At 72.0% G+C, this 22,044-nt stretch carries 18 protein-coding genes; 12 read left to right on the forward strand and 6 right to left on the reverse strand.

Annotated elements, in window-relative coordinates; all coding sequences use genetic code 11:
• Positions 1–84: 84 nt before the first annotated feature.
• From F4558_RS30350 to F4558_RS30365, 4 genes are all read left to right on the forward strand, one after another.
• On the forward strand, positions 85–3,255 hold the full coding sequence (locus F4558_RS30350; protein ID WP_167947009.1) for a sensor histidine kinase: 3,171 nt from the start codon (positions 85–87) through the stop codon (positions 3,253–3,255).
• Entirely contained in the window at positions 3,252–3,659 is a 408-nt protein-coding gene (locus tag F4558_RS30355; protein WP_007465177.1) for a roadblock/LC7 domain-containing protein, read from the forward strand. The genes F4558_RS30350 and F4558_RS30355 overlap by 4 nt, the downstream gene beginning before the upstream one ends.
• Positions 3,660–3,745: 86 nt before the next feature.
• Complete coding sequence (locus tag F4558_RS30360; protein WP_007465174.1) at positions 3,746–4,111, forward strand: DUF742 domain-containing protein; 366 nt, start codon at positions 3,746–3,748, stop codon at positions 4,109–4,111.
• Positions 4,092–4,715: a GTP-binding protein gene (locus F4558_RS30365; protein ID WP_053653883.1), complete on the forward strand. Its 624-nt coding sequence runs from the start codon at positions 4,092–4,094 to the stop codon at positions 4,713–4,715. The genes F4558_RS30360 and F4558_RS30365 overlap by 20 nt, the downstream gene beginning before the upstream one ends.
• Before the next feature lie 41 nt (positions 4,716–4,756).
• On the opposite strand, the gene F4558_RS30370 is transcribed toward F4558_RS30365, so the two are convergent.
• Genes F4558_RS30370 through F4558_RS30390 form a run of 5 tightly spaced genes read right to left on the reverse strand, consistent with a single transcriptional unit; the run spans position 4,757 to position 12,267 of the window.
• Positions 4,757–5,845, reverse strand: a complete 1,089-nt coding sequence (locus F4558_RS30370; RefSeq protein ID WP_053653881.1) for a uroporphyrinogen-III synthase — start codon at positions 5,843–5,845, stop codon at positions 4,757–4,759.
• Complete coding sequence (gene nirD, locus F4558_RS30375) at positions 5,845–6,192, reverse strand: nitrite reductase small subunit NirD (RefSeq protein WP_053653879.1); 348 nt, start codon at positions 6,190–6,192, stop codon at positions 5,845–5,847. The genes F4558_RS30370 and nirD overlap by 1 nt, the downstream gene beginning before the upstream one ends.
• The gene (gene nirB / locus F4558_RS30380; protein WP_053653878.1) at positions 6,189–8,693 is read right to left on the reverse strand and encodes a nitrite reductase large subunit NirB; all 2,505 of its coding nucleotides are present in this window, start codon (positions 8,691–8,693) and stop codon (positions 6,189–6,191) included. Before nirB ends, nirD begins: the two co-directional genes overlap by 4 nt.
• Entirely contained in the window at positions 8,690–10,129 is a 1,440-nt protein-coding gene (locus tag F4558_RS30385) for an FAD-dependent oxidoreductase (RefSeq protein ID WP_167947011.1), read from the reverse strand. The genes nirB and F4558_RS30385 overlap by 4 nt, the downstream gene beginning before the upstream one ends.
• Positions 10,126–12,267, reverse strand: coding sequence for a molybdopterin oxidoreductase family protein (locus tag F4558_RS30390; RefSeq protein WP_167947013.1), 2,142 nt, complete (start codon positions 12,265–12,267; stop codon positions 10,126–10,128). The genes F4558_RS30385 and F4558_RS30390 overlap by 4 nt, the downstream gene beginning before the upstream one ends.
• A 237-nt stretch (positions 12,268–12,504) precedes the next feature.
• On the opposite strand from F4558_RS30390, the gene F4558_RS30395 reads away from it, so the two are divergent.
• The 7 genes from F4558_RS30395 to glmM all read left to right on the forward strand — a co-directional run bounded on the left by F4558_RS30395 (position 12,505) and on the right by glmM (position 17,949).
• Positions 12,505–13,200 carry a class I SAM-dependent methyltransferase gene (locus F4558_RS30395; RefSeq protein WP_167947015.1) on the forward strand — a complete coding sequence of 232 codons (696 nt, stop codon included), beginning with the start codon at positions 12,505–12,507 and terminating at the stop codon, positions 13,198–13,200.
• Positions 13,201–13,250: 50 nt separating this feature from the next.
• A complete protein-coding gene (locus tag F4558_RS30400; RefSeq protein ID WP_053653870.1) occupies positions 13,251–13,538 on the forward strand; it encodes a DUF6364 family protein in 288 nt (95 codons plus the stop codon).
• Positions 13,528–13,821 carry a hypothetical protein gene (locus tag F4558_RS30405; RefSeq protein ID WP_053653868.1) on the forward strand — a complete coding sequence of 98 codons (294 nt, stop codon included), beginning with the start codon at positions 13,528–13,530 and terminating at the stop codon, positions 13,819–13,821. Before F4558_RS30400 ends, F4558_RS30405 begins: the two co-directional genes overlap by 11 nt.
• 126 nt (positions 13,822–13,947) lie before the next feature.
• Complete coding sequence (locus F4558_RS30410; RefSeq protein ID WP_167947017.1) at positions 13,948–15,327, forward strand: MFS transporter; 1,380 nt, start codon at positions 13,948–13,950, stop codon at positions 15,325–15,327.
• Positions 15,328–15,536: 209 nt separating this feature from the next.
• Complete coding sequence (gene rplM, locus F4558_RS30415; protein ID WP_053653864.1) at positions 15,537–15,980, forward strand: 50S ribosomal protein L13; 444 nt, start codon at positions 15,537–15,539, stop codon at positions 15,978–15,980.
• Positions 15,981–16,000: 20 nt separating this feature from the next.
• Positions 16,001–16,474, forward strand: coding sequence for a 30S ribosomal protein S9 (rpsI, locus tag F4558_RS30420; protein ID WP_053653862.1), 474 nt, complete (start codon positions 16,001–16,003; stop codon positions 16,472–16,474).
• 119 nt (positions 16,475–16,593) lie between these two features.
• The gene (gene glmM / locus F4558_RS30425) at positions 16,594–17,949 is read left to right on the forward strand and encodes a phosphoglucosamine mutase (protein ID WP_053653860.1); all 1,356 of its coding nucleotides are present in this window, start codon (positions 16,594–16,596) and stop codon (positions 17,947–17,949) included.
• 126 nt (positions 17,950–18,075) lie between these two features.
• On the opposite strand, the gene F4558_RS30430 is transcribed toward glmM, so the two are convergent.
• The gene (locus F4558_RS30430) at positions 18,076–19,269 is read right to left on the reverse strand and encodes a pyridoxal phosphate-dependent aminotransferase (RefSeq protein ID WP_053653858.1); all 1,194 of its coding nucleotides are present in this window, start codon (positions 19,267–19,269) and stop codon (positions 18,076–18,078) included.
• An 861-nt stretch (positions 19,270–20,130) separates the two neighbouring features.
• Between F4558_RS30430 and glmS the strand changes: the two genes are divergently transcribed.
• Entirely contained in the window at positions 20,131–22,044 is a 1,914-nt protein-coding gene (glmS, locus tag F4558_RS30435; protein WP_053659542.1) for a glutamine--fructose-6-phosphate transaminase (isomerizing), read from the forward strand.

Below are 22,044 nucleotides of genomic sequence, written 5' to 3' on the forward strand. Positions count from 1 at the left end.
ATCGCGGCCGTGCCGCGCGTGGTCCCCTCCGCTTACGGCATGGTTCGGCGGGTCAAGCGGGGAAGAAACGACGGAGGCGATGTCGTGAGCACCGGACCGACGACCCTGCCCGCGCCCGGCGACGCCGCTGGGCGTACGCGCCGGAGGCTGCCGAGACTGCGGGACGCCCGGATCCGGTCCAAACTGGCGCTGATCCTGGTCGTTCCGGTGGCCGCGGTGATCGCGCTGGCCACCGTCCGGCTCATCTCGGTGGGCGAGGGCGCCTTCGACGCCACCCGGGCGCGGTCGCTCACCGCGCTCTCCATCGACGTCAGCGCGCTGACCCAGGACCTCCACGCCGAGCGGATGGCCGCAGCCGCCTACCTGGCCGCTCCGCAGCAGCCGGCCGACGCCTACAACCTGCGGGTGCGGCAGACGCAGCAGCGGGCGGACGAGTACCGCGCCGAGCGCGCCCGGATCGGCGAGGTGCCCGCGGCGCTACAGGGCCGGCTCAAGGCCATCGACGACCACCTGTCCACATTGGACGGCACCCGCCAGGAGGTGTTGGACCGCCGGCAGATGGCGGTCGCCGAGGCGGTGCTGCGCTACGGCGTCATCCTCACCGACCTGGTCGCCTACGGTGACGGGCTGGCTCAGCTGCCCGGCGACGAAGGCCTCTCGGACAGCCGCCGGGCGGTCGCCGCGTTTGCCCGCGCCAAGGCGGCCGTCGCCGAGGAGGAGGCGGTCGCCTTCTCGGCGCTTACCGCCGGCCAGCTCGACCCGGAGCAGTTCTCGTCCTTCGTGGCAACGTTGACCAGCCAGCAGGAGGCCCTTGTCGCCTTCTCGCTCGCCGCCGACCCCACGCAGCGGGCCCTTGTCAACAACACCGTCTCCGGTGACGCGGTCGGCCTGGCCGACCGGGTGGCGAGCGACATCACCCGCTCGGTCGGGCAGCGCCCACTGGTGAGCGCCCAGGACGCCACCGCCGCCATCGGCGCCGTGAACGACCTGATGCGCTGGGCCGAGATCCAACTTCAGGACCGACTGCTCGCGCAGGCCGACGAGGCGCGTGCGGCAGTCATCCGGCAGGCAGTGGTCGAGTCGATCCTGGTGCTGCTCACCCTCATCATCGCCGTCTCGCTGGCCGTGGTGCTGGCCCGCTCGCTCAACCACTCGCTGCGCCGCCTCCGCGAAGGCGCGCTATCGGTAGCCAACCACGACCTGCCCGACGCCGTGCAGCGCCTGCAGAACATGGGCAGCGTCGGTGACGGCGGGGTGGAGGAGATCGTCCGGCAGGTCCGGGACCCCATCCAGCTCAACACCCGCGACGAGGTCGGCCAGGTGGCGTTGGCCTTCAACGTCGTCCACCGTGAGGCGGTACGGGTCGCGGCCGAGCAGGCAGCGCTGCGTACCAGCGTCTCGGCGATGTTCCTCAACCTGGCCCGCCGCAGTCAGACCCTCGTCGACCGGATGATCGGCGAGCTGGACGCGATCGAGCGCGGCGAGGAGGACCCGAAGCGGCTGGCGCAGCTCTTCGAGCTGGACCACCTGGCCACCCGAATGCGCCGCAACGACGAGAACCTGCTGGTCCTGGCCGGCGCGGACTCCGCCGTACCGCGCCGCGACGACGCGCTTGTCGTGGACGTCCTGCGCGCCGCCCAGTCCGAGGTGGAGCTGTACAACCGCATCGAGTTCGGCACCGTCGACACCGACATCTCGGTGGCCGCGCACGCCGTCAACGACGTGGTACGGCTCGTCGCCGAACTGCTCGACAACGCCACCCGGTTCTCGCCGCCGAACACCACTGTCGTCGCCGACGGTCGCCGCATCCGCGACTATGTGCTGATCCAGATCGAGGACCGTGGTCTCGGCCTCAGTGACGAGCAGCTCGAATCGCTCAACCGGCGGTTGGCCGCGCCACCGAGCGTGGACGTCGCCGCGTTCCGCCTGATGGGTCTCGCCGTGGTGAGCCGGCTCGCCGCCCGCTACAGCATCCGGGTGGAGCTGCGCCGCAACGTCGAGGGCGGCACCGTCGCCCAGGTGACCCTGCCCGCCGCAACAGTGGTGCTGCCCACCAACCGGGGCCGCGATCAGGTGCTCACCCGGCCGCGCCAGGCGATGGCAGTCGAGCAGACGCCGCTCACCCCTGTGGGCCACGCCGAGTCGTACGCCGGAGCCACCACCTCGGCCCCGACGTTGCCCGACCAGTGGCGGACCAGCGCGCCGGCACCGGCACAGTGGCAGTCTCCGCTCGACACGCGGGACACCACTCCTGCCGTGCAGGCCGGTGGCTACGCCGGAGCACGCCCGACGGCCCCGCCCGCAGCCCCGCCCGCAGCCCCGCTTCCGCCGGCCCGGCCCGCGTACAGCAATGGCGCGGGCGCCTCGATGGGCAGCCCGACAGTGGCGTACCCGACCATCGCCCCGCTGCCCCGGCGCAGCGCGACGGCCGACCCCGCCGACGGTCGGAACGTGCCGGTGCTGCCGGTCGGACCGGTCGCCGGCCCCGGTGCCGTCGCGCCGCCCGCCGCCCCACCAGCCCCGCCGGTCGCGCCGCCGACGCCACCCGCCCCGGTGACCAACCGGCCCGACTTCCCGGCCGAGGCACCGATCTTCCGGGAGATGGAGGCGGTCTGGTTCCGGTCACACGGGGACGACGCCACCGCGATCTTCACCCGGCCGCAGTTCGACACGCCGCCGGCACCCGCCGACGCCAGCCTGGCCAACGCCGGGATGCGTGCGAGCACCGCAGGCCAGTCGGCCGCCGCGTCCGCGCCGACGGTGACACCGGCCCGGCCGCCGCTGCCGACGCGTACCCCGGGTAGCTCCGGCGACGGCACCGGAACGGTAGGCGGGGGGAGCATGGACGGGTTCGGCAGCGGAAGCAACAGCGGCCGCGACGCCGCGCCGTCGACGCCACCACCGTCGTACACGCCGCCGCCGGCCGCCCGGCCGGTGCCGGCAGCGGCCACCCCTCCGCCCCCGCCCCCCGCCCCCGACCCGGACGCCTGGCGGACCGCGGCGGACGAGGGTTGGTCCCGCGCCAGCCGGGCCGCCGAGCCGGCGCCGGCGGGCACCACCCGCTCGGGTCTGCCCAAGCGGGTGCCGCAGGCGCAGCTCGTGCCGGGCGGCATCGAACCCAAGGGCGGCCGGGACCGCAGCCGGCGGACCCCCGATGAAGTACGCGGCCTGCTGTCGGCCTACCACCGCGGCGTGCAGCGCGGCCGGTCGGCCGGCACGGACCTGAACAGCACCTCGACCAAGGAGAGCCGATGAACAGGCCAGCTGCCATGCAGGACATGGGTTGGCTGCTCACCAACTTCGCCGACAGCGTGGCGGGGATCGCCCACGTGGTGGCGGTGTCCGCCGACGGGCTGCTGCTCGCCTCCTCCCGGGACCTGCCGGGAGACCGGGCGGACCAGCTCGCCGCCATCACCTCCGGCGTGGTGAGCCTGACCGAGGGCGCGGCGCGGATGTTCAGCGCGGGCGGGGTGTTGCAGACCGTCATCGAGATGGACAGCGGCTACCTGTTCCTCATGTCGATCAGCGACGGCTCGTCGATGGCCGTGCTCGCGGCGCGCAGTTGCGACGTGGGCCAGGTGGGCTACGAGATGGCGCTGCTGGTGGAGCGGGTGGGTGCCGCGCTGGTGCCGCTGCCGCGAGACGCGGTGCGCTCGTAGCGCCGATACCGGACGCGGACCGCGTGCCGGAACAGGGATGGGAGGCGGTGTGCGCCGACTCCGCGACGACGAGGAGGTGATCGGGGATGGACCAACGACGCGCTGACCCGCGCGGCGCTCTGGTACGTCCGTACGCGGTCACCCGTGGTCGTACCGAGCCCCGGCAGGACATCGCCCTCGAGGCGGTCCTCACGGCCTCTCCCACCCAGGTTGCCGAGTCCCGCTTCGCGGGGCACGACAAGCACCGCATCGCCACGGTCTGCGAGGGCCGGGCGCAGTCGCTGGCGGAGATCGCCGCGTACACCCGGATGCCGCTCGGCGTCGCCCGGGTGCTGGTCGCCGACATGGTGGCCGAGAGCCTGCTGACGTTACACACTGCTGCTCCCGCCGAGGGGTTCGAGGAGCGGATGGAACTGCTTGGAAGGGTGCTAAGTGGACTTCGCAGGCTATGACCCCGCTGGGGGGCGGCCGGGCCGGGGAATCGTCTCCGCGAAGATCGTTGTCGCGGGCGGGTTCGGCGTCGGTAAGACGACCCTTGTCGGTTCGATCTCCGAGATCCAACCGCTGACGACCGAGGCGGTGATGACCGCGGCCGGTGTCGGCATCGACGATCCGTCCAAGGTGCCGGGCAAGGAGACCACAACGGTCGCCATGGACTTCGGCCGTATCACGATGGCCCAGGACCTGATCCTGTACCTCTTCGGTACACCGGGTCAGACCCGCTTCTGGTTCATGTGGGACGAGATCATCCGGGGTGCGGTGGGTGCCGCGGTGCTCGTGGACACCCGGCGGATCACCGACGCGTTCGCCCCGCTCGACTACTTCGAGAACCGCAACCTGCCGTACGTGGTGGCGCTCAACCACTTCGACGGCGCTCCCCAGTACGAGCTGGACGAGGTCCGCGAGGCGTTGGCCATCTCGCCGCAGGTGCCGCTGGTGATGACCGACGCCCGGCACCGGGACTCGGTCAAGCAGGTGCTGGTGACCGTTGTCGAGCACGCCATGCTCCGGTTGCAGGCCGAGCACGGCCGCGGGTTCCCCACGCCGGTCGGCTGAGAAGTCCCGGCCGGCCGGCGTACACCGGCCGGCCGGACAGCTCAGTCGACCCGGAGCCGGTAGCCGCGTTTGACCACTGTCTGCACCACACGTGGCGCGCGCAGGCCGGCCCGCAGCCGGGCCACCGCCATCTCCACGGCGTGCTCGTCCGCGCCCCGGGGCAGGGTCCGCAGCAGCGCCGTACGCGACAGCACCCGTCCGGGGGACTGGGCCAGCGCCCGCAGCACCGCCATCGGCGCGGGCGCCAGGGGACGCAGCTCGCCGTCGATCACCGCTGCGTGCCCGCGCAGGGTGAGCAGGTGACCGCCGGCCTTGAACGTGACGGTCCGGCGGGGCAGCTCGTCGACGATTGTCCGCACCAGCGCGCCCAGCCGGGCCCGTCCCGGCGCGCTCACCGGCACCCCGTGCCGCAGCAGGGGTTCGGCGGTCACCGCGCCGACGCAGCTGGCGAGCACGTCGCTGCGGAACGCGGACACCACCGCGTCGGTACGGTCGCCGGCCGCCCGCAGCAGCGCCTCGGCCGCAGGCGCCGAAGTGAACGTCACCGCGTCCACAAGCCGGCCGGCGATCAGGTCGATGAGCCGGTGCAGCGGCGCCAGGTCGGTGGGCGGCGCCCAGCGGTAGACCGGAACCTCGATCACAGTGGCGCCGGCCGCCTCCAGCGCGAGTGTGCACTCCGGCTGGCGCTCCCCGTGCAACTGCATGGCGATCACCTGCCCGGCCACACCGCGCCGACGCAGGTGGTCGACCACCTCGTCGCAGCTCTCCGAATCCGGTGACCACTGGTCGTGCAGCCCTGCCGCCCGGATCGCGCCACGTGCCTTCGGGCCCCGCGCCACCACGTACGAGCGGCCCAGCACCGAGCGCAGCGGCTCCGCCAGCCCCCAACCTTCGGCCGCCTCCAACCACCCGCGCATGCCGATCCCGGTGTTGGCCATCAGGATGTCCGGCGGCTGGTCCAGGCAGGCGCGCGTCGCCTCGCGCAACTCGGTGTCGTCGGACAGCGGAACGATCCGCAGCGCCGGGGCGAGCACCACCCGGGCGCCCCGACGTTCGAGCAGCGCGGCCAACTCGTCGCGCCGCCGGTCGGCGGTCACTCCGATCGTGAAGCCGGCCAGTTCCTCCCGCATCAGTCCTCCCGTCGCAGCCGCACCTCGACCAGCCCGTCACGGCAGCGAGCGTCGTGCCGGGTCACGGCCACCCCGGGCAGATCGAGGCAGGCGCCGCTGCGCAGGTCGTACACCTGCTTGTGCAGCGGCGAGGCGACAGTCGGCACCCCGGCGCGGCTGCCCACGATGCCCCGGGACAGCACGTACGCGCCGGACACCGGATCGCGGTTGTCGATCGCGAACAGCCCGTCGGCGGTGCGGAAGAGGGCGACCTGAACGCCGTCGACAAGGGCGGCCACGCCCCGGTCGGGGTCCAGCCGGTCGAGGGGGCAGACCACTGTCCACTCCAGTGTGCTGTGCTGGCTCATCGCCGTACCTCCGGAAGGCCGAGCGTCACCGGCTGCCGGCGCTGACCGTGCGCCGGCACCGGTTGGCCGCGTTCCTGCGTGAAGGTGATCGACGGGTCGGGCACGTCGGGCGCGTTGACGAAGGAGGTGTAGCGGCGCAGCCGGTCCGGGTCGTTCAGCACGTCGCGCCACTCGTCGGAGTACGTGGTCACGTGCCGGGCCATCGCCGCGTCGAGGTCGGCGCACAGGCCCAGGGAGTCGTCGACGATCACCGAGCGCAGGTGGTCGAGGCCGCCGTCCATCGACTCGATCCAGCCGGCGGTGCGTTGCAGCCGGTCGGCGGTACGGATGTAGTAGATGAGGAACCTGTCGATGAGGGTGATCAGCTCATCGGTCGACAGGTCGGTGGCGAACAGGTCGGCGTGCCGGGGCCGGAAACCGCCGTTGCCACCGACGTAGAGGTTCCAGCCGGTCTCGGTGGCGATGATGCCGAAGTCCTTGCTGCGCGCCTCGGCGCACTCGCGGGCGCAGCCGGACACCGCCGACTTGAGCTTGTGCGGGGCGCGCAGCCCGCGGTAACGCAACTCCAGTGCCACGGCCAGGCCCACCGAGTCCTGCACCCCGTACCGGCACCAGGTTTCACCGACGCAGGACTTCACTGTGCGCAGCGCCTTGCCGTACGCGTGGCCGGACTCGAAGCCGGCGTCCACAAGCCGCCGCCAGATCAGCGGCAACTGCTCCACCCGTGCGCCGAACAGGTCGATCCGCTGCCCGCCGGTGATCTTCGTGTAGAGCTGGAAGTCCCGGGCGACCTCACCGATCACGATCAGCTTCTCCGGGGTGATCTCGCCGCCGGGGATCCGGGGCACCACCGAGTAGCTGCCGTCGCGTTGCAGGTTGGCAAGGAAGTGGTCGTTCGTGTCCTGCAACGACGCCTGCTCACCGTCGAGCACGTGCCCGTTGCCCAGCGAGGCGAGGATCGACGCCACCACCGGCTTGCAGATGTCGCAGCCGCGCCCCCGGCCGTGCTCGGCGACCAGCCGGGAGAACGTGCGGATGCCGCGTACCCGAACGATCTCGAACAGGTCCCGCCGGCCGACGTCGAAGTGCTCGCACAACGCGGCGGACTGCGCCACCCCGGCCGCGTCCAGCAGTTGCTTGAGCATCGGCACGCAGGACCCGCAGCTCGTGCCGGCTCTGGTGCACGCCTTCAACGCTGGCACGTCCGCGCAGCCGTCGGCGATTGCGGCGTCCACGTCGCCACGGGTCACCGCGTTGCAGGAGCAGACCTGCGCGGTGGCGGGCAGCGCGCCGGCGTCCGCGCCACCGCCGTCCGGTGCGAGCAACGCAAGCGGCGCGGCCGGCAGCGGGCCGCCCACACTGGCCCGCAACGTCGGGTACGCGCTGGCGTCACCCACAAGCACCCCGCCCAGCAGGGTGTGCGCGTCGTCGGACAGGACCAGCTTCGCGTAGACCCGGGTGGCCGGATCGGTGAACGTGACGTCCAGGCAGCCCTCGGTGGTGCCGTGCGCGTCGCCGAACGAGGCCACGTCCACGCCGAGCAGCTTCAGCTTCGTGGCGGTGTCCGCGCCCGGGAAGGTCGCCGCGCCACCGACCAGCCGGTCGGCCACCACCTCGGCCGTCGCGTACCCGGGGGCGACAAGACCGTGACAGGTGCCGTCGACCGCCGCGCACTCACCGACAGCCCAGATCCGCTCGTCGGCGCTGCGGCAGGTCGCGTCGACGAGCACCCCGCCGCGCGGGCCGCGTGGCAGGTCGGCGGCCCGCGCCAGCTCGTCACGCGGTCGGATGCCGGCGGCCACCACCACCAGGTCGGCGTCGACAGTACGGCCGTCGGAGAGCTCCAGGGCGGCGACAGCTCCGTCCGCCCCGGCCCGGATCGCCGTGGTGCCCACCCCGAGGTGGGTACGCACACCCAACTCCTCGACGTACCGGCGGAGCATCGCCGCGCCGGCCTGGTCGACCTGCACCGGCATGAGGCGGGGCGCGAACTCGACAACGTCGGTGCTCAGGCCGAGCAGTCGCAGGGCGTTCGCCGCCTCCAGCCCGAGCAGCCCACCGCCGATCACCGCGCCGACCCGCCGGCCCTGCGCGTACGCCCGGATCGCCGCCAGGTCGTCAAGGGTGCGGTAGACGAAGACCCCGGGCAGGTCGGCGCCGGGCACCGGAGGCACGAACGGGTACGAACCGGTGGCCAGCACCAGCGCGTCATAGGGGTACTCGCCGTCGACGGTGGTCACCACCCGCCGGTCACGGTCGATGGCGGTGGCCGGCTCGCCGAGACGCAGCCGTACCCCGTCGTGCGGGGTGTGCACGTTGAGTTCGTCCTCGCCCACCCCGTCGAAGAACGCCGAGAGCCGCACCCTGTCGTACGCCGGACGCCGCTCCTCGGCCAGCACTGTCACCCGCCAGCGCCCCCGGGGATCGCGGGCGCGAAGCGCGTCGACGAACCGTTGCCCCACCATGCCGTTGCCGATGACGACCAGGTCACCGCCGCTCATCGCGTCACCTCCACCGATTCCGCTTGGGACAGCCAGTCGACGATGCCGGCGACGGCGTCCCGGCACCCCCCGCATCCGGTGCCGGCGCGGGTGGACGCCACCACCGCGTCGACAGTTCGCGCACCGGCCCGCCAGCACCGCACAAGCGTTCCCTTGGTGACGGCGTTGCACTGGCAGACGACTGCGGCGTCCGGCATGAGCGCAGGTGTTGCGGCCGGAGCCGTGGCGCCGCCGCCGAGCGCTCGGCCCAGCAGCAGCGCCCGCCGGTCGGCCGGCACCGGGTGGCCACGGTCGAAGAGCTGGATCACCGTGCCGACTGCCGGGTTGTCGCCCAGCAGGATCGCGCCGGTAAGCCGCTCGTCGTGGATCCGCAGCCGCGCGTACGTGCCCCGGGCCGGATCGGCGAAGGTCAGCACCTCGCCCGGCCCGACGCCCACCGGGTCACCCATGGCCGCCAGGTCGATCCCGGCCGCCTTGAGTCGGGTCACCACCGGCCGGGGCCGGTAGCGGGCCAGCGGGTCGGTTCCGGTCAGCACGTCGGCGAGCACCCGGGCCTGCGACCAGGCGGGTGCGACGAGCCCGGTGAGTACGCCGTCGTGCTCGGCGCAGTCGCCGATCGCCGAGACACGCCGGTCGTTGGTGCGCAGCCTGTCGTCCACCACCACGCCGCGTCGCACTGTCAGCCCGGCGGCCGTCGCGAGGGCGGTGTCGGGGCGTACACCGCAGCAGAGCACCAGCAGGTCGGCGGTGAGCGTCCGGCCGTCGGCCAGGTCGAGGCGGACATGGTCGGCGTCCGCTTCGACCCCGGTCGCCGGCACCGCGAGCTCGACTGTGACGCCGAGCCCCGCGAGCGTGCCGGCGAGCACCGCGCTGGCCGCCGTGTCGAGTTGCCGTTCCATCAGGTGCTCCCTCGGGTGCACCACTGTGGTGACCAGCCCTCGGGTGGCGAGCCCTCGGGCGGCCTCCAGGCCGAGCAGCCCGCCGCCGAGCACGAGTGCGGTGCCGGCGCCGTCGGCCACGGCGAGGATCCGGCGGCAGTCGTCAAGGGTCCGGAACGGGACCACACGGTCCGGCAGGTGGGCCGGGTCGAGGCCGGGCAGCGCCGGCAGCACCGGCCGGCTGCCGGTGGCAAGCACCAGATGGTCGTAGGAGATGCGTTCGCCGTCGGCGGTCTGGACCTCGCGGCCCGACCGGTCCACAGCGGTCACCCGCACGCCGGTACGCCTGTCGATGCCGTGCCCGGCGGCCTCGGTCAACTCCACGTCCGGCTCGCCGATCCGGCCCGCCAGCAGGGTGGAGAGCATGATCCGGTTGTACGCACGATGCGGTTCCGCCCCGAGCACCGTGACCTTCCGGTCGCCCTCACGGGTGTGCAGTTCGCTCGCGAGACGGGCACCGGCCATCCCGTTGCCGACGATCACGACGCGGCCGCTCATGCCTTCTCCACCCGGACCGCGCAGATCTTGAACTCGGGCATCCCGGAGATCGGGTCCACCGCGTCGTTTGTCACCGAGTTGGCCCGGGCCGCACCGGGCCAGTGGAACGGCGCGAAGACAGTGTCCGGCCGGATCCCCGGGCTGAGCCTGGCCGGGGCGTGCAGCTCACCTCGGCGCGAGGTCACCCGCACTCTGTCGCCGTCGTCGATGCCCAACCGGGCGGCCAGGTCGGGGTGCAGCTCGACGAAAGCCTCACCGGCGGCCCGGCGCAGCGCGTCCACCCTGCGGGTCTGGGTGCCGGACTGATACTGCGCCAGCACCCGACCGGTGGTGAAGTGCAGCGGGTACGCGTCGCAGACCTCCTCGGCGGCCGGCCGGTGGTCCACGGGATGGAAGCGGGCACGGCCGTCCGGGGTGCCGAACCGGTCGGCGAAGAGTCGCGGCGTGTCCGGCCCGTCCTCGGTGGGGCAGGGCCAGAAGACGCCGTCGGCGGCGTCGATCCGTTCCCAACTGATGCCGGCGTAGTCGGCGGTTCCGCCCGCCGAGGCGCGGCGTAACTCGGCGAACACGGCGGCCGGGTCGCTCGGAAACCGCGTCGCCGAGGCGGTCGGGCCGGTGCCCGTTTCCTCCGCAGCTGACAGCCGGGCCGCGAGGTCGGCGATGATGGCCAGGTCGGTGCGGACGTCCGGCGGGGGTGGACGCAGCGCGCGTCGGCGCAGGACCCGACCCTCCAGGTTGGTCATGGTGCCGTCCTCCTCGGCCCACTGCGCGGTGGGCAGCACCACGTCGGCCAGCGCGGCCGTCTCGGAGAGCAGCAGGTCGGCGACGACAAGCAGGTCGAGGTCGCGCAGTCGGCCCTCGATCCTGCTCGCGCGGGGAGCGGAGACCACCGGGTTCGAGCCGAACACCAGCAGCGCCCGGGGGCCGCCGGGAGTGCCGAGGGAGTCGAGCAGTTGCAGGGCCGGCACGCCGGGACCGGGCAGGTCGTCGGCCGGTACGCCCCAGACCCCCGCCACGTGCTCCCGGGCCGCAGGGTCGTCGATCCGCCGGTAGCCGGGGAGCTGGTCGGCCTTCTGCCCGTGCTCACGCCCGCCCTGGCCGTTGCCCTGGCCGGTGAGGCAGCCGTACCCGGAGCCCTCCCGGCCGGGCAGACCGAGGGCGAGGGCCAGATTGACGTACGCGGTGACAGTGTCGACGCCCTTGGCATGCTGTTCGGCACCGCGAGCGGTCAGGATGATCACCCGTCCGCCGGTGCCCAACGCGCGGGCGGTCGCCTCCAGGTCGGCCACCGGAACACCGGAGAGTTGTTCGGCGCGGGCCAGCCACCAGGCGGCGACGCTGCGGCGAACCGCGTCGAAGCCGATCGTGCGGTCGGCGACGTACGCCTTGTCGACCCAGCCCTCGGTGAGCACGATGTGCAGCAGCGAGTTGGCAACCGCGAGATCGGTGCCGGGCAGTGGTTGCAGGTGCAGGTCGGCCTGACGGGCGGTGGCGGTGAGCCGGGGGTCGACGACGATCAGCCGGCCGCCGCCGCGTCGCTGCTCGGTCAGCCAGCGCATCAGCGGCGGCATGGTCTCCGCCGGGTTCGCGCCGACCAGCAGCAGGGTGTCGGCGCGGCCGAGGTCGGCCAGCGGAAAGGGCAGCCCTCTGTCGACGCCGAAGGCGCGCATCCCGGCCGCCGCCGCCGAGGACATGCAGAACCGTCCGTTGTAGTCGATGTGCCGCGTGCGCAGCGCGACGCGGGCGAACTTTCCCAGCGCGTACGCCTTCTCGTTGGTGAGCCCACCGCCGCCGAAGACGGCGACGGCGTCCCGGCCGGCGCTGGCCTGGATGGCGCGGATGCCGGTGACGATCCGGCCCAGCGCGTCGTCCCAGCTCGCGGGGCGCAGGTCGCCGGTGGCCGGGTCGCGTAGCAGCGGGCTGGTCAGCCGCTCCGGATGGTCGAGCAGGTCGGCGGCGGTCCAGCCCTTCTGGCAGAGGCCGCCCCGGTTGGTGGGGAACTGGCGGGGGAGCACCGTCACTCCGTCGTCGTCCTCCCGCAGTGTCATCCCACACTGGAGTGCGCAGTACGGGCAGTGTGTGGCTGCCTCCCGGGGCGTCCGCCCCGGTCGAGTTGCCGACCATGCACCGTCTGTCATGTCGGGAAAGCGTGCCGCCGGGCGGTTTCGCGTCGGCGTCCCTTCTGTTTCGGTCCTGTCAAGTACGGCTCACACCGCACGGGGGCATCGGACGTGACGGCTGGGTCCTGACCGCCGACCTGCCGGCCGCCCCACGGAAGGTGTTCGGCGGGTGTCCCACGTTGCGGTAATGGGTACGCGAACCGACCTCGGGAAGCCTATTATTTGGGAAAGTTGTCTCAAAGGCTGGGAGACGCGATGAGTGTGGCAGAAGCGTTCGACGCGGTGGCCGGCACCTACGACGAGGCGCGCCGCAGGCTGGTGCCCTGCTTCGATGCCTTCTACGGCACCGCCGTCCAGGTGGCCGCGCCACCATTGCGCGCCGCGCTGGCCGCCGGCCGTACCCCAGAGGTGTTGGACCTGGGCGCCGGCACCGGCCTGCTCTCGCTCCTGCTCGCCGCCGCGGTGCCGGGAGTGCGGCTGACCCTGGTGGACGCCGCGCCGGCAATGCTGTCCCGCGCCGCCGACCAGTTGCGCGCCCGCGCAGTGCCGCACCGGACCGTCCGGGCCGACCTGGCCGACGAACTGCCGGCCGGACGGTACGACGCCGTGGTCAGCGCGCTGGCGATCCACCACCTGGACGACGACGGCAAGCGCGGGCTCTACCGGCGGGCTGCCGCCGCGCTGGCACCCGGCGGGGTCTTCGTCAACGCCGAGCAGGTGGCCGGGCCGACCCCCGCCCTGGACCGGCGCTACGACGAGGTGTGGACGGCGCGGATCACCGAGCTGGGCTCGTCTCCCGACGAGATCGCCGCCGCCCGGGAGCGGATGCGGCACGACCGGCCCGCCACCGTCGCCGACCAGTGCCGGTGGCTCGAAGAGGCGGGTCTGGTCGACGTCGACTGTTTCTTCAAGGAGTGGCGCTTCGCTGTGTTCGGCGGCCGGGCCCGGTGAATTGCGCCTTTCGGCCGCCAGTGGCAAGCCGCCGGTTGTGCGGATGACTGATGGTCATACCGCTGGGTAGTCTCATCGGCATGACTGCCAAGGTGACGTTGTCGTTCACGGACGAGACAATCGAGGACGCTCGACGCTTCGCCAAGCGTGAAGGGCTGTCGCTCTCGGCGTGGATGGACCAGGCCGCCCGGGAAAAGGCGCTGCGCGAGGTCTTCACCGCGCACGCCGCCGCAGTGGGCCGCGCCAGCCTCGACCTGGAGTCCGCAGCCCTCGCCGACGCCCGCGAGGCAGGCATGGTCAACGACCTCCTCGCCGACGGACGGCCGCGTGCTGCGTAGGGGTGAGGTCTGGCGCATCGAGGGTGCCCGGGAACGCCTCGGCCTGGTGATCAGCTCAGACGTCTACAACTCCACCGACGTGCCCATCGTGATCGTCGTCGAGGTTGTCGAGGAGTCGCTGCTGCGGGATTCCCCGCTCGCCGTCTCCATGGGCCGGTACGTGGTGATGCCCGACCGGATCTCGTCACCCATGAAGAAGTGGTTCACCAGTTGCGTGGACGTCGCCGACACCGACACCATGCTGCGGGTCGGCCGCGCGCTGCGCATCCTCCAGCAACTCTGACCGCGCTCACCATCGTCGTCGCCCCGTGGTGCGGTCCCCGTATCCCGGCCGACCCGCGACGGGCACTGCCGGGTAATCCGGTGTTCCTAGCGTTCCTCCCTGTCACATCGACGAGGAGGAGCCGCCGTGAGCACGCTCACCAGCACCGCAGTCACCGCCGGCGCACCGGCCGCCACCGCGACCCGGCACCGGCTCGACGACTGGAGACCCGAGGACCCCGAATTCTGGCGGACCACTGGCGCGCCGATCGCCCGACGGAACCTCTGGGTGTCGATCTTCGCCGAGCACGTCGGTTTCTCCGTGTGGAGCCTCTGGTCGGTGACAGTGCTCTTCCTCGGCCCCGAGTACGGCATCGACCCGGCCGGCAAGTTCCTGCTCACCGCCGTACCCGCCGCGCTGGGCGCGGTGCTCCGGCTTCCGTACACGCTGGCGGTTGCCCGCTTCGGCGGCCGGCGCTGGACGATCATCAGCGCACTGCTGCTGCTCGTACCGACGGTGCCGATGGCGGTGCTGCTGGAACCCGGGGTGTCCTACGGCACGCTCATGGTGCTCGCCTGCCTCACCGGGGTCGGCGGCGGCAACTTCGCCTCCTCGATGGCGAACATCAACCTGTTCTACCCGTCCCGGCTCAAGGGGCGGGCCCTCGGGCTCAACGCGGGCGGCGGCAACCTGGGCGTACCCGCTGTGCAGTTGGTCGGGCTCGCGGTCCTCGCGACCGCCGGTGCCGCGTACCCCCGGCTGGTCCCGGCGGTCTACCTGCCGCTGATCGTGCTGGCCGCGCTGGCGGCGGCCCGCTGGTTGGACACCGTGCCCGGCGCGCGCAACGAGCCCGGCGCGCTGCGCGAGGCCGCGCGCGATCCGCACACCTGGGTCATGTCCCTGCTGTACGTCGGCACGTTCGGCTCGTTCATCGGGTTCGGCTTCGCCTTCGGTCAGGTGCTGCAACTCCAGTTCGCCGAGCGGTTCCCCACCCCCGTCGACGCGGCCTGGCTGACCTTCCTCGGCCCGCTCGTGGGTTCGCTGATCCGGCCACTGGGCGGGCACCTCGCCGACCGATTGGGCGGCGCCCGGGTGACCTTCTGGAACTTCGTGGCGATGGCGGCCGGCGCCAGCACCGTGCTGTACGCGGCCCGGGAACGCTCCTTCGGGCTCTACCTGACCGGGTTCATCGCCCTCTTCGTGTTCTCCGGCATCGGCAACGGCTCCACCTACAAGATGATCCCGGCGATCTTCCGGGCCCGGGCTGCGGACGCGGTGGTAGCCGGACGCGACCCGGAGGCCGCGGCACGGTGGGCGCGGCGGATGACCGGCTCGCTGATCGGCATCGCCGGTGCCGTCGGCGCCTCCGGTGGGGTGCTCGTCAACATCTCGTTCCGCCAGTCGTTCCTCGGCTCCGGCAACGCCGACGCCGCCTACCTGGTCTTCATCGGCTGGTACGCGCTCTGTTTCGCAGTCACCTGGGTCGTCTACCGTCGTCCACGTGCCGGGCAGCTCGCCGGAGTGTGAGCTGAACCACGGCCGGCGCGTCGGCGCGCGGGACCGCACCCCCGTTTTGACCTGCGGACGGGGCGCCGGGTATCGTTGCCTGCTGTTGTACGACATCCAGAGGCGTGCCCTATCAGGTACGCTTGGTCGTTCGTGCGCGCTGGTCCGGCCTGCAAGATCTGGTCACCTCGGCGCGCGACCCCAGACCGACGACGAGACAAGGTAGACCTGTGCGTACGTACAGCCCGAAGCCGGGTGAGATCGAGCGTCAGTGGCACGTCATCGACGCCTCTGATGTCGTGCTGGGCCGCCTGGCCACCCACGCCGCCACGTTGCTGCGTGGTAAGCACAAGCCGACTTTCGCGCCGCACGTCGACACGGGCGACTTCGTCGTCATCGTGAACGCGGGCAAGGTTGCGCTGACCGGCAACAAGCGCCAGACCAAGGTCGCTTACCGCCACTCCGGTTACCCGGGTGGCCTGAAGCAGATCGGCTACGACGAGCTGCTGACCAAGCGCCCGGAGCGGGCCATCGAGCTCGCTGTGAAGGGAATGCTCCCGCACAACAAGCTCGGCCGTCAGCTGATCAAGAAGCTGAAGGTCTACGCCGGTGCCGAGCACCCGCACCTCGCGCAGCAGCCGGTGCCGTTCGAGATCAAGCAGATCGCGCAGTGAGCGCGGGCGAAGGAAGCAGCATGACCGACATCACCGAGACCGAGGTCGCCCCGGAAGCCCCTGAGGCCACCGAGGCGCCGGCGCCCGTCGCCCGCGCGCCTCGTGGTGACCGGCCGATCCAGACCGTGGGCCGCCGCAAGGAGGCCATCGTCCGGGTTCGTATCGTCCCGGGCACCGGCAAGATCACGTGCAACGGCCAGGACCTCGAGGCGTACTTCCCGAGCAAGGTGCACCAGCAGCTCATCAAGGACCCGCTGGTCACCGCCGAGAAGCTCGAGCAGTTCGACGTCATCGCCAACCTGCGTGGCGGCGGCACCACCGGCCAGGCCGGTGCGCTCCGGCTGGGCATCGCCCGCGCGTTGATCATCAACGAGCCCGACGACCGCCCGGCCCTCAAGAAGGCCGGCTTCCTCACCCGGGACGCCCGGGTCAAGGAGAGCAAGAAGTACGGCCTCAAGAAGGCCCGTAAGGCTCCCCAGTACTCGAAGCGCTGATCTTTCCCAGCGCGTTGTACTTCTGACGGACGGCCGGTCCGCCTCCCCTCGAAACGGGGGAGGTGGACCGGCCGTTCCGCTTTCTCCTCATCAGCAGTGCTCATCGGAGGTTGGCGGGTATGGGTCGGTTGTTCGGCACGGACGGCGTACGCGGGCGGGCGAACGCGGATCTCACACCCGAGTTGGCGCTCGCGCTCGCCGTGGCCGCTGCGCACACGCTCGCCGAGACGGATCGCAGCCATCCGCCGCTCGCCGTCGTCGGCCGCGACACCCGGGCCAGCGGCGAGATGCTGGAAGCCGCCGTCGTGGCAGGGCTCACCAGTGCCGGCGCGAACGTGGTGCGGGTGGGCGTGCTGCCCACCCCGGCCGTGGCGTTCCTCACCGCCGAGGCCAAGGCCGACCTCGGGGTGATGCTGTCCGCGTCACACAACCCGATGCCGGACAACGGCATCAAGCTCTTCGCCGCCGGTGGCCACAAGTTGCCCGACGAGATCGAGATGCGGATCGAGGCGGCCGTCGAGACGAACGCCACCACCGCCTGGGACCGGCCGACAGGCGCCGGCGTCGGTCGCGTGCACGACCTGCTCGACGGAGCGGACCACTACGTCCAACACCTGGTCGGCACCCTGCCGCACCGGCTCGACGGGATCAAGGTCGTCGTCGACTGCGCAAACGGCGCCGCCGCCGAGGTCGCCCCCGTCGCCTACCGGGAGGCCGGCGCCGAGGTCATCGCCATCCACGCCGAGCCCGACGGGCTCAACATCAACGACGACTGCGGCTCCAACCACATCGAGGCGCTGCGCGAAGCCGTTGTCGAGCACGGCGCCCACCTGGGCATCGCCCACGACGGCGACGCCGACCGCTGCCTGGCGGTCACCGCCGACGGTGACGAGGTCGACGGCGACCAGGTGATGGCGATCCTCGCGCTTGCCATGCGGGAGGCCGGCACGCTCACCCAGGACACCCTGGTGGCCACCGTGATGAGCAACCTCGGCCTGCGACTCGCGATGTCCGCGCAGGGCATCCGGCTGATCGAGACCAAGGTCGGCGACCGGTACGTCCTGGAGGAGCTACGCGCCTCCGGCCTGGCGCTCGGCGGCGAGCAGAGCGGGCACATCGTCATGCCCGCGCACGCCACCACGGGCGACGGCGTCCTCACCGGCCTGCACCTGATGGCCCGCATGGCAGCCACCGGCCAGTCCCTCGCCGAACTGGCGTCCGTGATCACCAAGCTGCCCCAGGTGCTCATCAACGTGCCCGTCGGCGACCGGACCGTCGGCGCCAACGCGCCGGCCGTCCGCGCCGAGGTCGAACGGGCCGAGGCGCAGCTGGGCGAGACCGGTCGGGTGCTGCTGCGCCCCTCGGGCACCGAGCCGCTGGTCCGCGTCATGGTCGAGGCGGCCACCGAGGCGACGGCGCGGTCCGTGGCCGAGCGCATCGCGGATCTCGTCCGCACCGCCAGCCCCGCTAGCTAGGAGCGCACCCACGGCCGTGCCCCGGCCGGCCCGCTCGGCCTGGCTCGGCCTGGGCTGGCTCGGCCTGGGCTGGCCGGCTGGTTCGGCCTGGCTGGGCTGATTCAGGGCTGGCCGAGCTGGTTCGGGTCAGCGGGCCGGGGTCAGCGCGCGTAGCCGGTTGACCGCCTCGGTCAGCACCTCCGGACGCTTGCAGAAGGCGAACCGCACCAGCCGCCGGCCTGCCTCGACGTCGTCGTAGAAGACCTGCGTCGGCACCGCCACCACGCCACAGCGCTCCGGCAGCGATCGGCAGAACTCCACCCCGTCCGAGCCGCCGAGCGGCGTGATGTCGGCGGTGACGAAGTACGTCCCCTCCGGCACCAGCACCTCGAACCCGGCGTCGGTCAGGCCACCCACGAGTTGGTCACGTTGCTGTTGGAGCCCGTCGCGGAAGCCGGTGAAGTAGTCGTCCGGAAGCGCCAGGGCCACGGCGACGGCCGGTTGCAGCGGGGAGGCGTTCACGAAGGTGAGGAACTGCTTCACCCGCAGCACGGCCGACACGAGGGCGGCCGGACCACTGGCCCAGCCGACCTTCCAGCCCGTGCAGGAGAAGGTCTTGCCGGCCGAGGAGATCCGCAACGTCCGCTCGCGCATCCCCGGCAGGGTGGCCAGCGGCACGTGTGCGCTCGACGCGTCGCTGAACACCAGGTGCTCGTACACCTCGTCGGTGACCGCGTACGCGTCGAACTCCTGGCACAGCTCGGCGACAAGCGCCAGCTCGGCCGGCGTGAACACCTTGCCGGTCGGGTTGTGCGGCGAGTTGAGCAGCACGAGGCGGGTGCGCGGGCCGAACGCCGCGCGCAGCGCCGCCGGGTCGAAGGCGTACCGGCCGCCGTCGACGGGACGCAACGTGACCGGCCGCCGGACCGCGCCGGCCAGGGCAATCGATGCGGCGTACGAGTCGTAGTACGGCTCGAAGCACACCACCTCGTCGCCCGGCTCGCAGAGAGCGAGGATGCTCGCCGCCACCGCCTCCGTCGCGCCCGCCGTGATCACGATCTCGCCGTCGGGGTCGTACTCCAGATCGTGGAACCGCCGCTGGTGGGCCGCGACCGCCGCACGGAGGGCGGGGATTCCCGGACCGGGCGGGTACTGGTTCTGCCCGGTGCGGAGCGCCTCAGCCGCGGCGGCCAGCATCTCCGGTGGGCCGTCGGTGTCCGGGAAGCCCTGGCCCAGATTGACTGCCCCGGTACGCACGGCGAGAGCGGACATCTCAGCGAAGATCGTCGTGCCGAACGGCCGCATCCGGGCCACCAGCGGGTCGACATCGGTGCTCGTCACCTGCGCCAGCCTACGGCCACCCCAGTCTCCCCGATACAAGAGAGATTGGGCACGGCCTGCCCGGCAAACCCAGCCCAGCCCAGCCCACAACTCGTCCCAGGCCCGGCTTGCCCTCGTCCCCGGCCGCCCAGATCGACTCCCGGTCCCGCCCAGCTCCGCCCGGTCCCGCCCAGCTCCGCCCGGTCCCGCCCAGCTCCGCCCGGTCCCGCCCAGCTCCGCCCGGTCCCGCCGAGCTACACCCCCGGCCCTGTCCCGGTCCCGCCCAGCTCCGCCCGGTCCCGCCTAGCTCCGCCCGGTCCCGCCTAGCTCCACCCCCGGCCCTGTCCACGGCCCGCCTAGCTTCGCTCCGATCCCGCCCTCCCGTCGATCATGGAGTTGTGGTGGTAGGCGAAAGCGACATAACACCACTTCCTGGGCACCACAACTCCATGATCGACGGGGTGGGCTTGTGGGGACGGCGGTTCCGGCCTTCCTCCTGCGCGATCTTGCACTTGCTGCCTCGGCATAGCGGTCATTCCACTCATAAGGGCGGCACGAACTGCATGATCGCTGGGGCTGGGGCTGGGGCTGGGGCTGGGGCTGGGGCTGGGGCTGGGGCTGGGGCTGGGGCTGGGGCTGGGGCTGGGGCTGGGGCTGGGGCTGGGGCTGGGGCTGGGGCTGGGGCTGGGTCGGGCTGGAGCGGGGTGGGTGAGGTGAGTGGGAAGGGGTACTGGTTGTGAGCTGTGGGTGGCTTGGCTCTTGTATTTGAGTGGCTCGGGTTGTCCGGTCTGGTCGCTCTACCCGCTGATCGCTCAGATTCCGTGATTGATAGGCCGACTTTCGAGCACCCATGGTGAGCGAAACTGGGTTAGGCTGCGGGCCATGTGTGGAATCGTGGGATACGCGGGCGCGCGCCCCGCACTGGGCATCGTGCTCGATGGGCTGCGGCGGCTGGAATACCGCGGCTATGACTCGGCGGGCGTCGCGATCGTCTGTGACGGTCAGCTGCTGGCCGAGAAGAAGGCCGGCAAGCTCGCCAACCTGGAGAAGGTGCTCTCCGAGCGGGCCGCCGACGATCCGACCTCCTGCGCGGCCAGCCCGTTGGGCATCGGTGACGGCACCACAGGCATCGGGCACACCCGCTGGGCCACCCACGGCGGTCCCACCGACCGCAACGCGCACCCGCACGTCGCCCCCGACGGCCGGGTCGCGGTCATCCACAACGGCATCATCGAAAACTTCGCCAAGCTTCGCGCGGAGCTGGAGGATGACGGCGTCCAGTTCACAAGCGACACCGACACCGAGTGCGCCGCGCATCTGCTCTCCGCCGCGCTGGCCGACCTGCGGGCCGCCGGTCAGCCGGACAGCCCGCAACTGCTCGCCGCCGGCATGCGGGTGGTCTGCCAGCGGCTGGAGGGCGCCTTCACGCTGCTGGCGGTCGACGCTGCGGTGCCCGGTGCGGTCGTCGGTGCCCGGCGCAACTCGCCGCTGGTGGTGGGCCGGGGCGACGGGGAGAACTACCTGGCCAGCGACGTGGCCGCGTTCATCGAGCACACGCGGGACGCGGTGGAGCTGGGCCAGGACCAGATCGTCCTGATCACCGGCGACAGCATCGAGATCACCGACTTCGACGGTCAGCCCGCAAGCGGTAAGGACTTCCACATCGACTGGGACTCGTCGGCCGCCGAGAAGGGCGGTTACGACTGGTTCATGCTCAAGGAGATCGAGGAGCAGCCGCAGGCCATCGCCGACACGCTGCTCGGCCGGCTCACCGAGACCGGTGAGATCGCCTTGGACGAGGTCCGCCTCAGCGACCAGGATCTGCGGGACGTCGACAAGATCTTCATCGTGGCCTGCGGCACGGCGTACCACTCGGGGATGGTCGCGAAGTACGCCATCGAGCACTGGACCCGGATCCCGTGCGAGGTGGAGCTGGCCAGCGAGTTCCGCTACCGCGATCCGGTGCTCGACCGGTCCACGCTGATCGTGGTGATCTCACAGTCCGGCGAGACGATGGACACCCTGATGGCGCTGCGGCACGCCAAGGAGCAGAAGGCCCGGGTGCTGGCGATCTGCAACACCAACGGCTCGACGATCCCGCGCGAGTCGGACGCCGTGCTCTACACCCACGGTGGGCCGGAGATCGCCGTCGCCTCCACAAAGGCGTTCCTCACCCAGCTCGTCGCCTGCTATCTGATCGGGCTGCACCTGGCCCAGGTACGCGGCATCAAGTTCGCCGACGAGGTCGGCGCGGTCGTGGCCCAGCTGCAGGAGATGCCGGGCAAGCTGCGCGAGCTGCTAGCCCGGATCGAGCCCGTCCGCGAGTTGGCCCGCGAGCTGAAGTCCGAGCCCACCATCCTGTTCATCGGCCGGCACGTCGGCTACCCGGTGGCCCTGGAGGGCGCGCTGAAGCTCAAGGAGCTTGCGTACATGCACGCCGAGGGCTTCGCCGCCGGCGAACTCAAGCACGGCCCGATCGCTCTGATCGACAAGGGCACCCCGGTGATCTGCGTGGTGCCCTCGCCGGTCGGCAGGGGCATGCTGCACGACAAGGTCGTCTCCAACATCCAGGAGGTACGCGCGCGCGGTGCCCGCACCATCGTGATCGCCGAGGAGGGCGACGAGGCAGTCGTCCGGTACGCCGACCACCTGATCTACGTGCCGCGTACGCCGACCCTGTTGGCGCCGCTTGTCACCACGGTCCCGTTGCAGGTGCTCGCCGCCGAGATCGCCGCCGCCCGGGGGCACGACGTGGACCAGCCCCGCAACCTGGCCAAGTCGGTCACCGTCGAGTAG

The sequence above is a fragment of the Micromonospora profundi genome, assembly GCF_011927785.1.
In the GTDB taxonomy this organism is placed as follows: domain Bacteria; phylum Actinomycetota; class Actinomycetes; order Mycobacteriales; family Micromonosporaceae; genus Micromonospora; species Micromonospora profundi.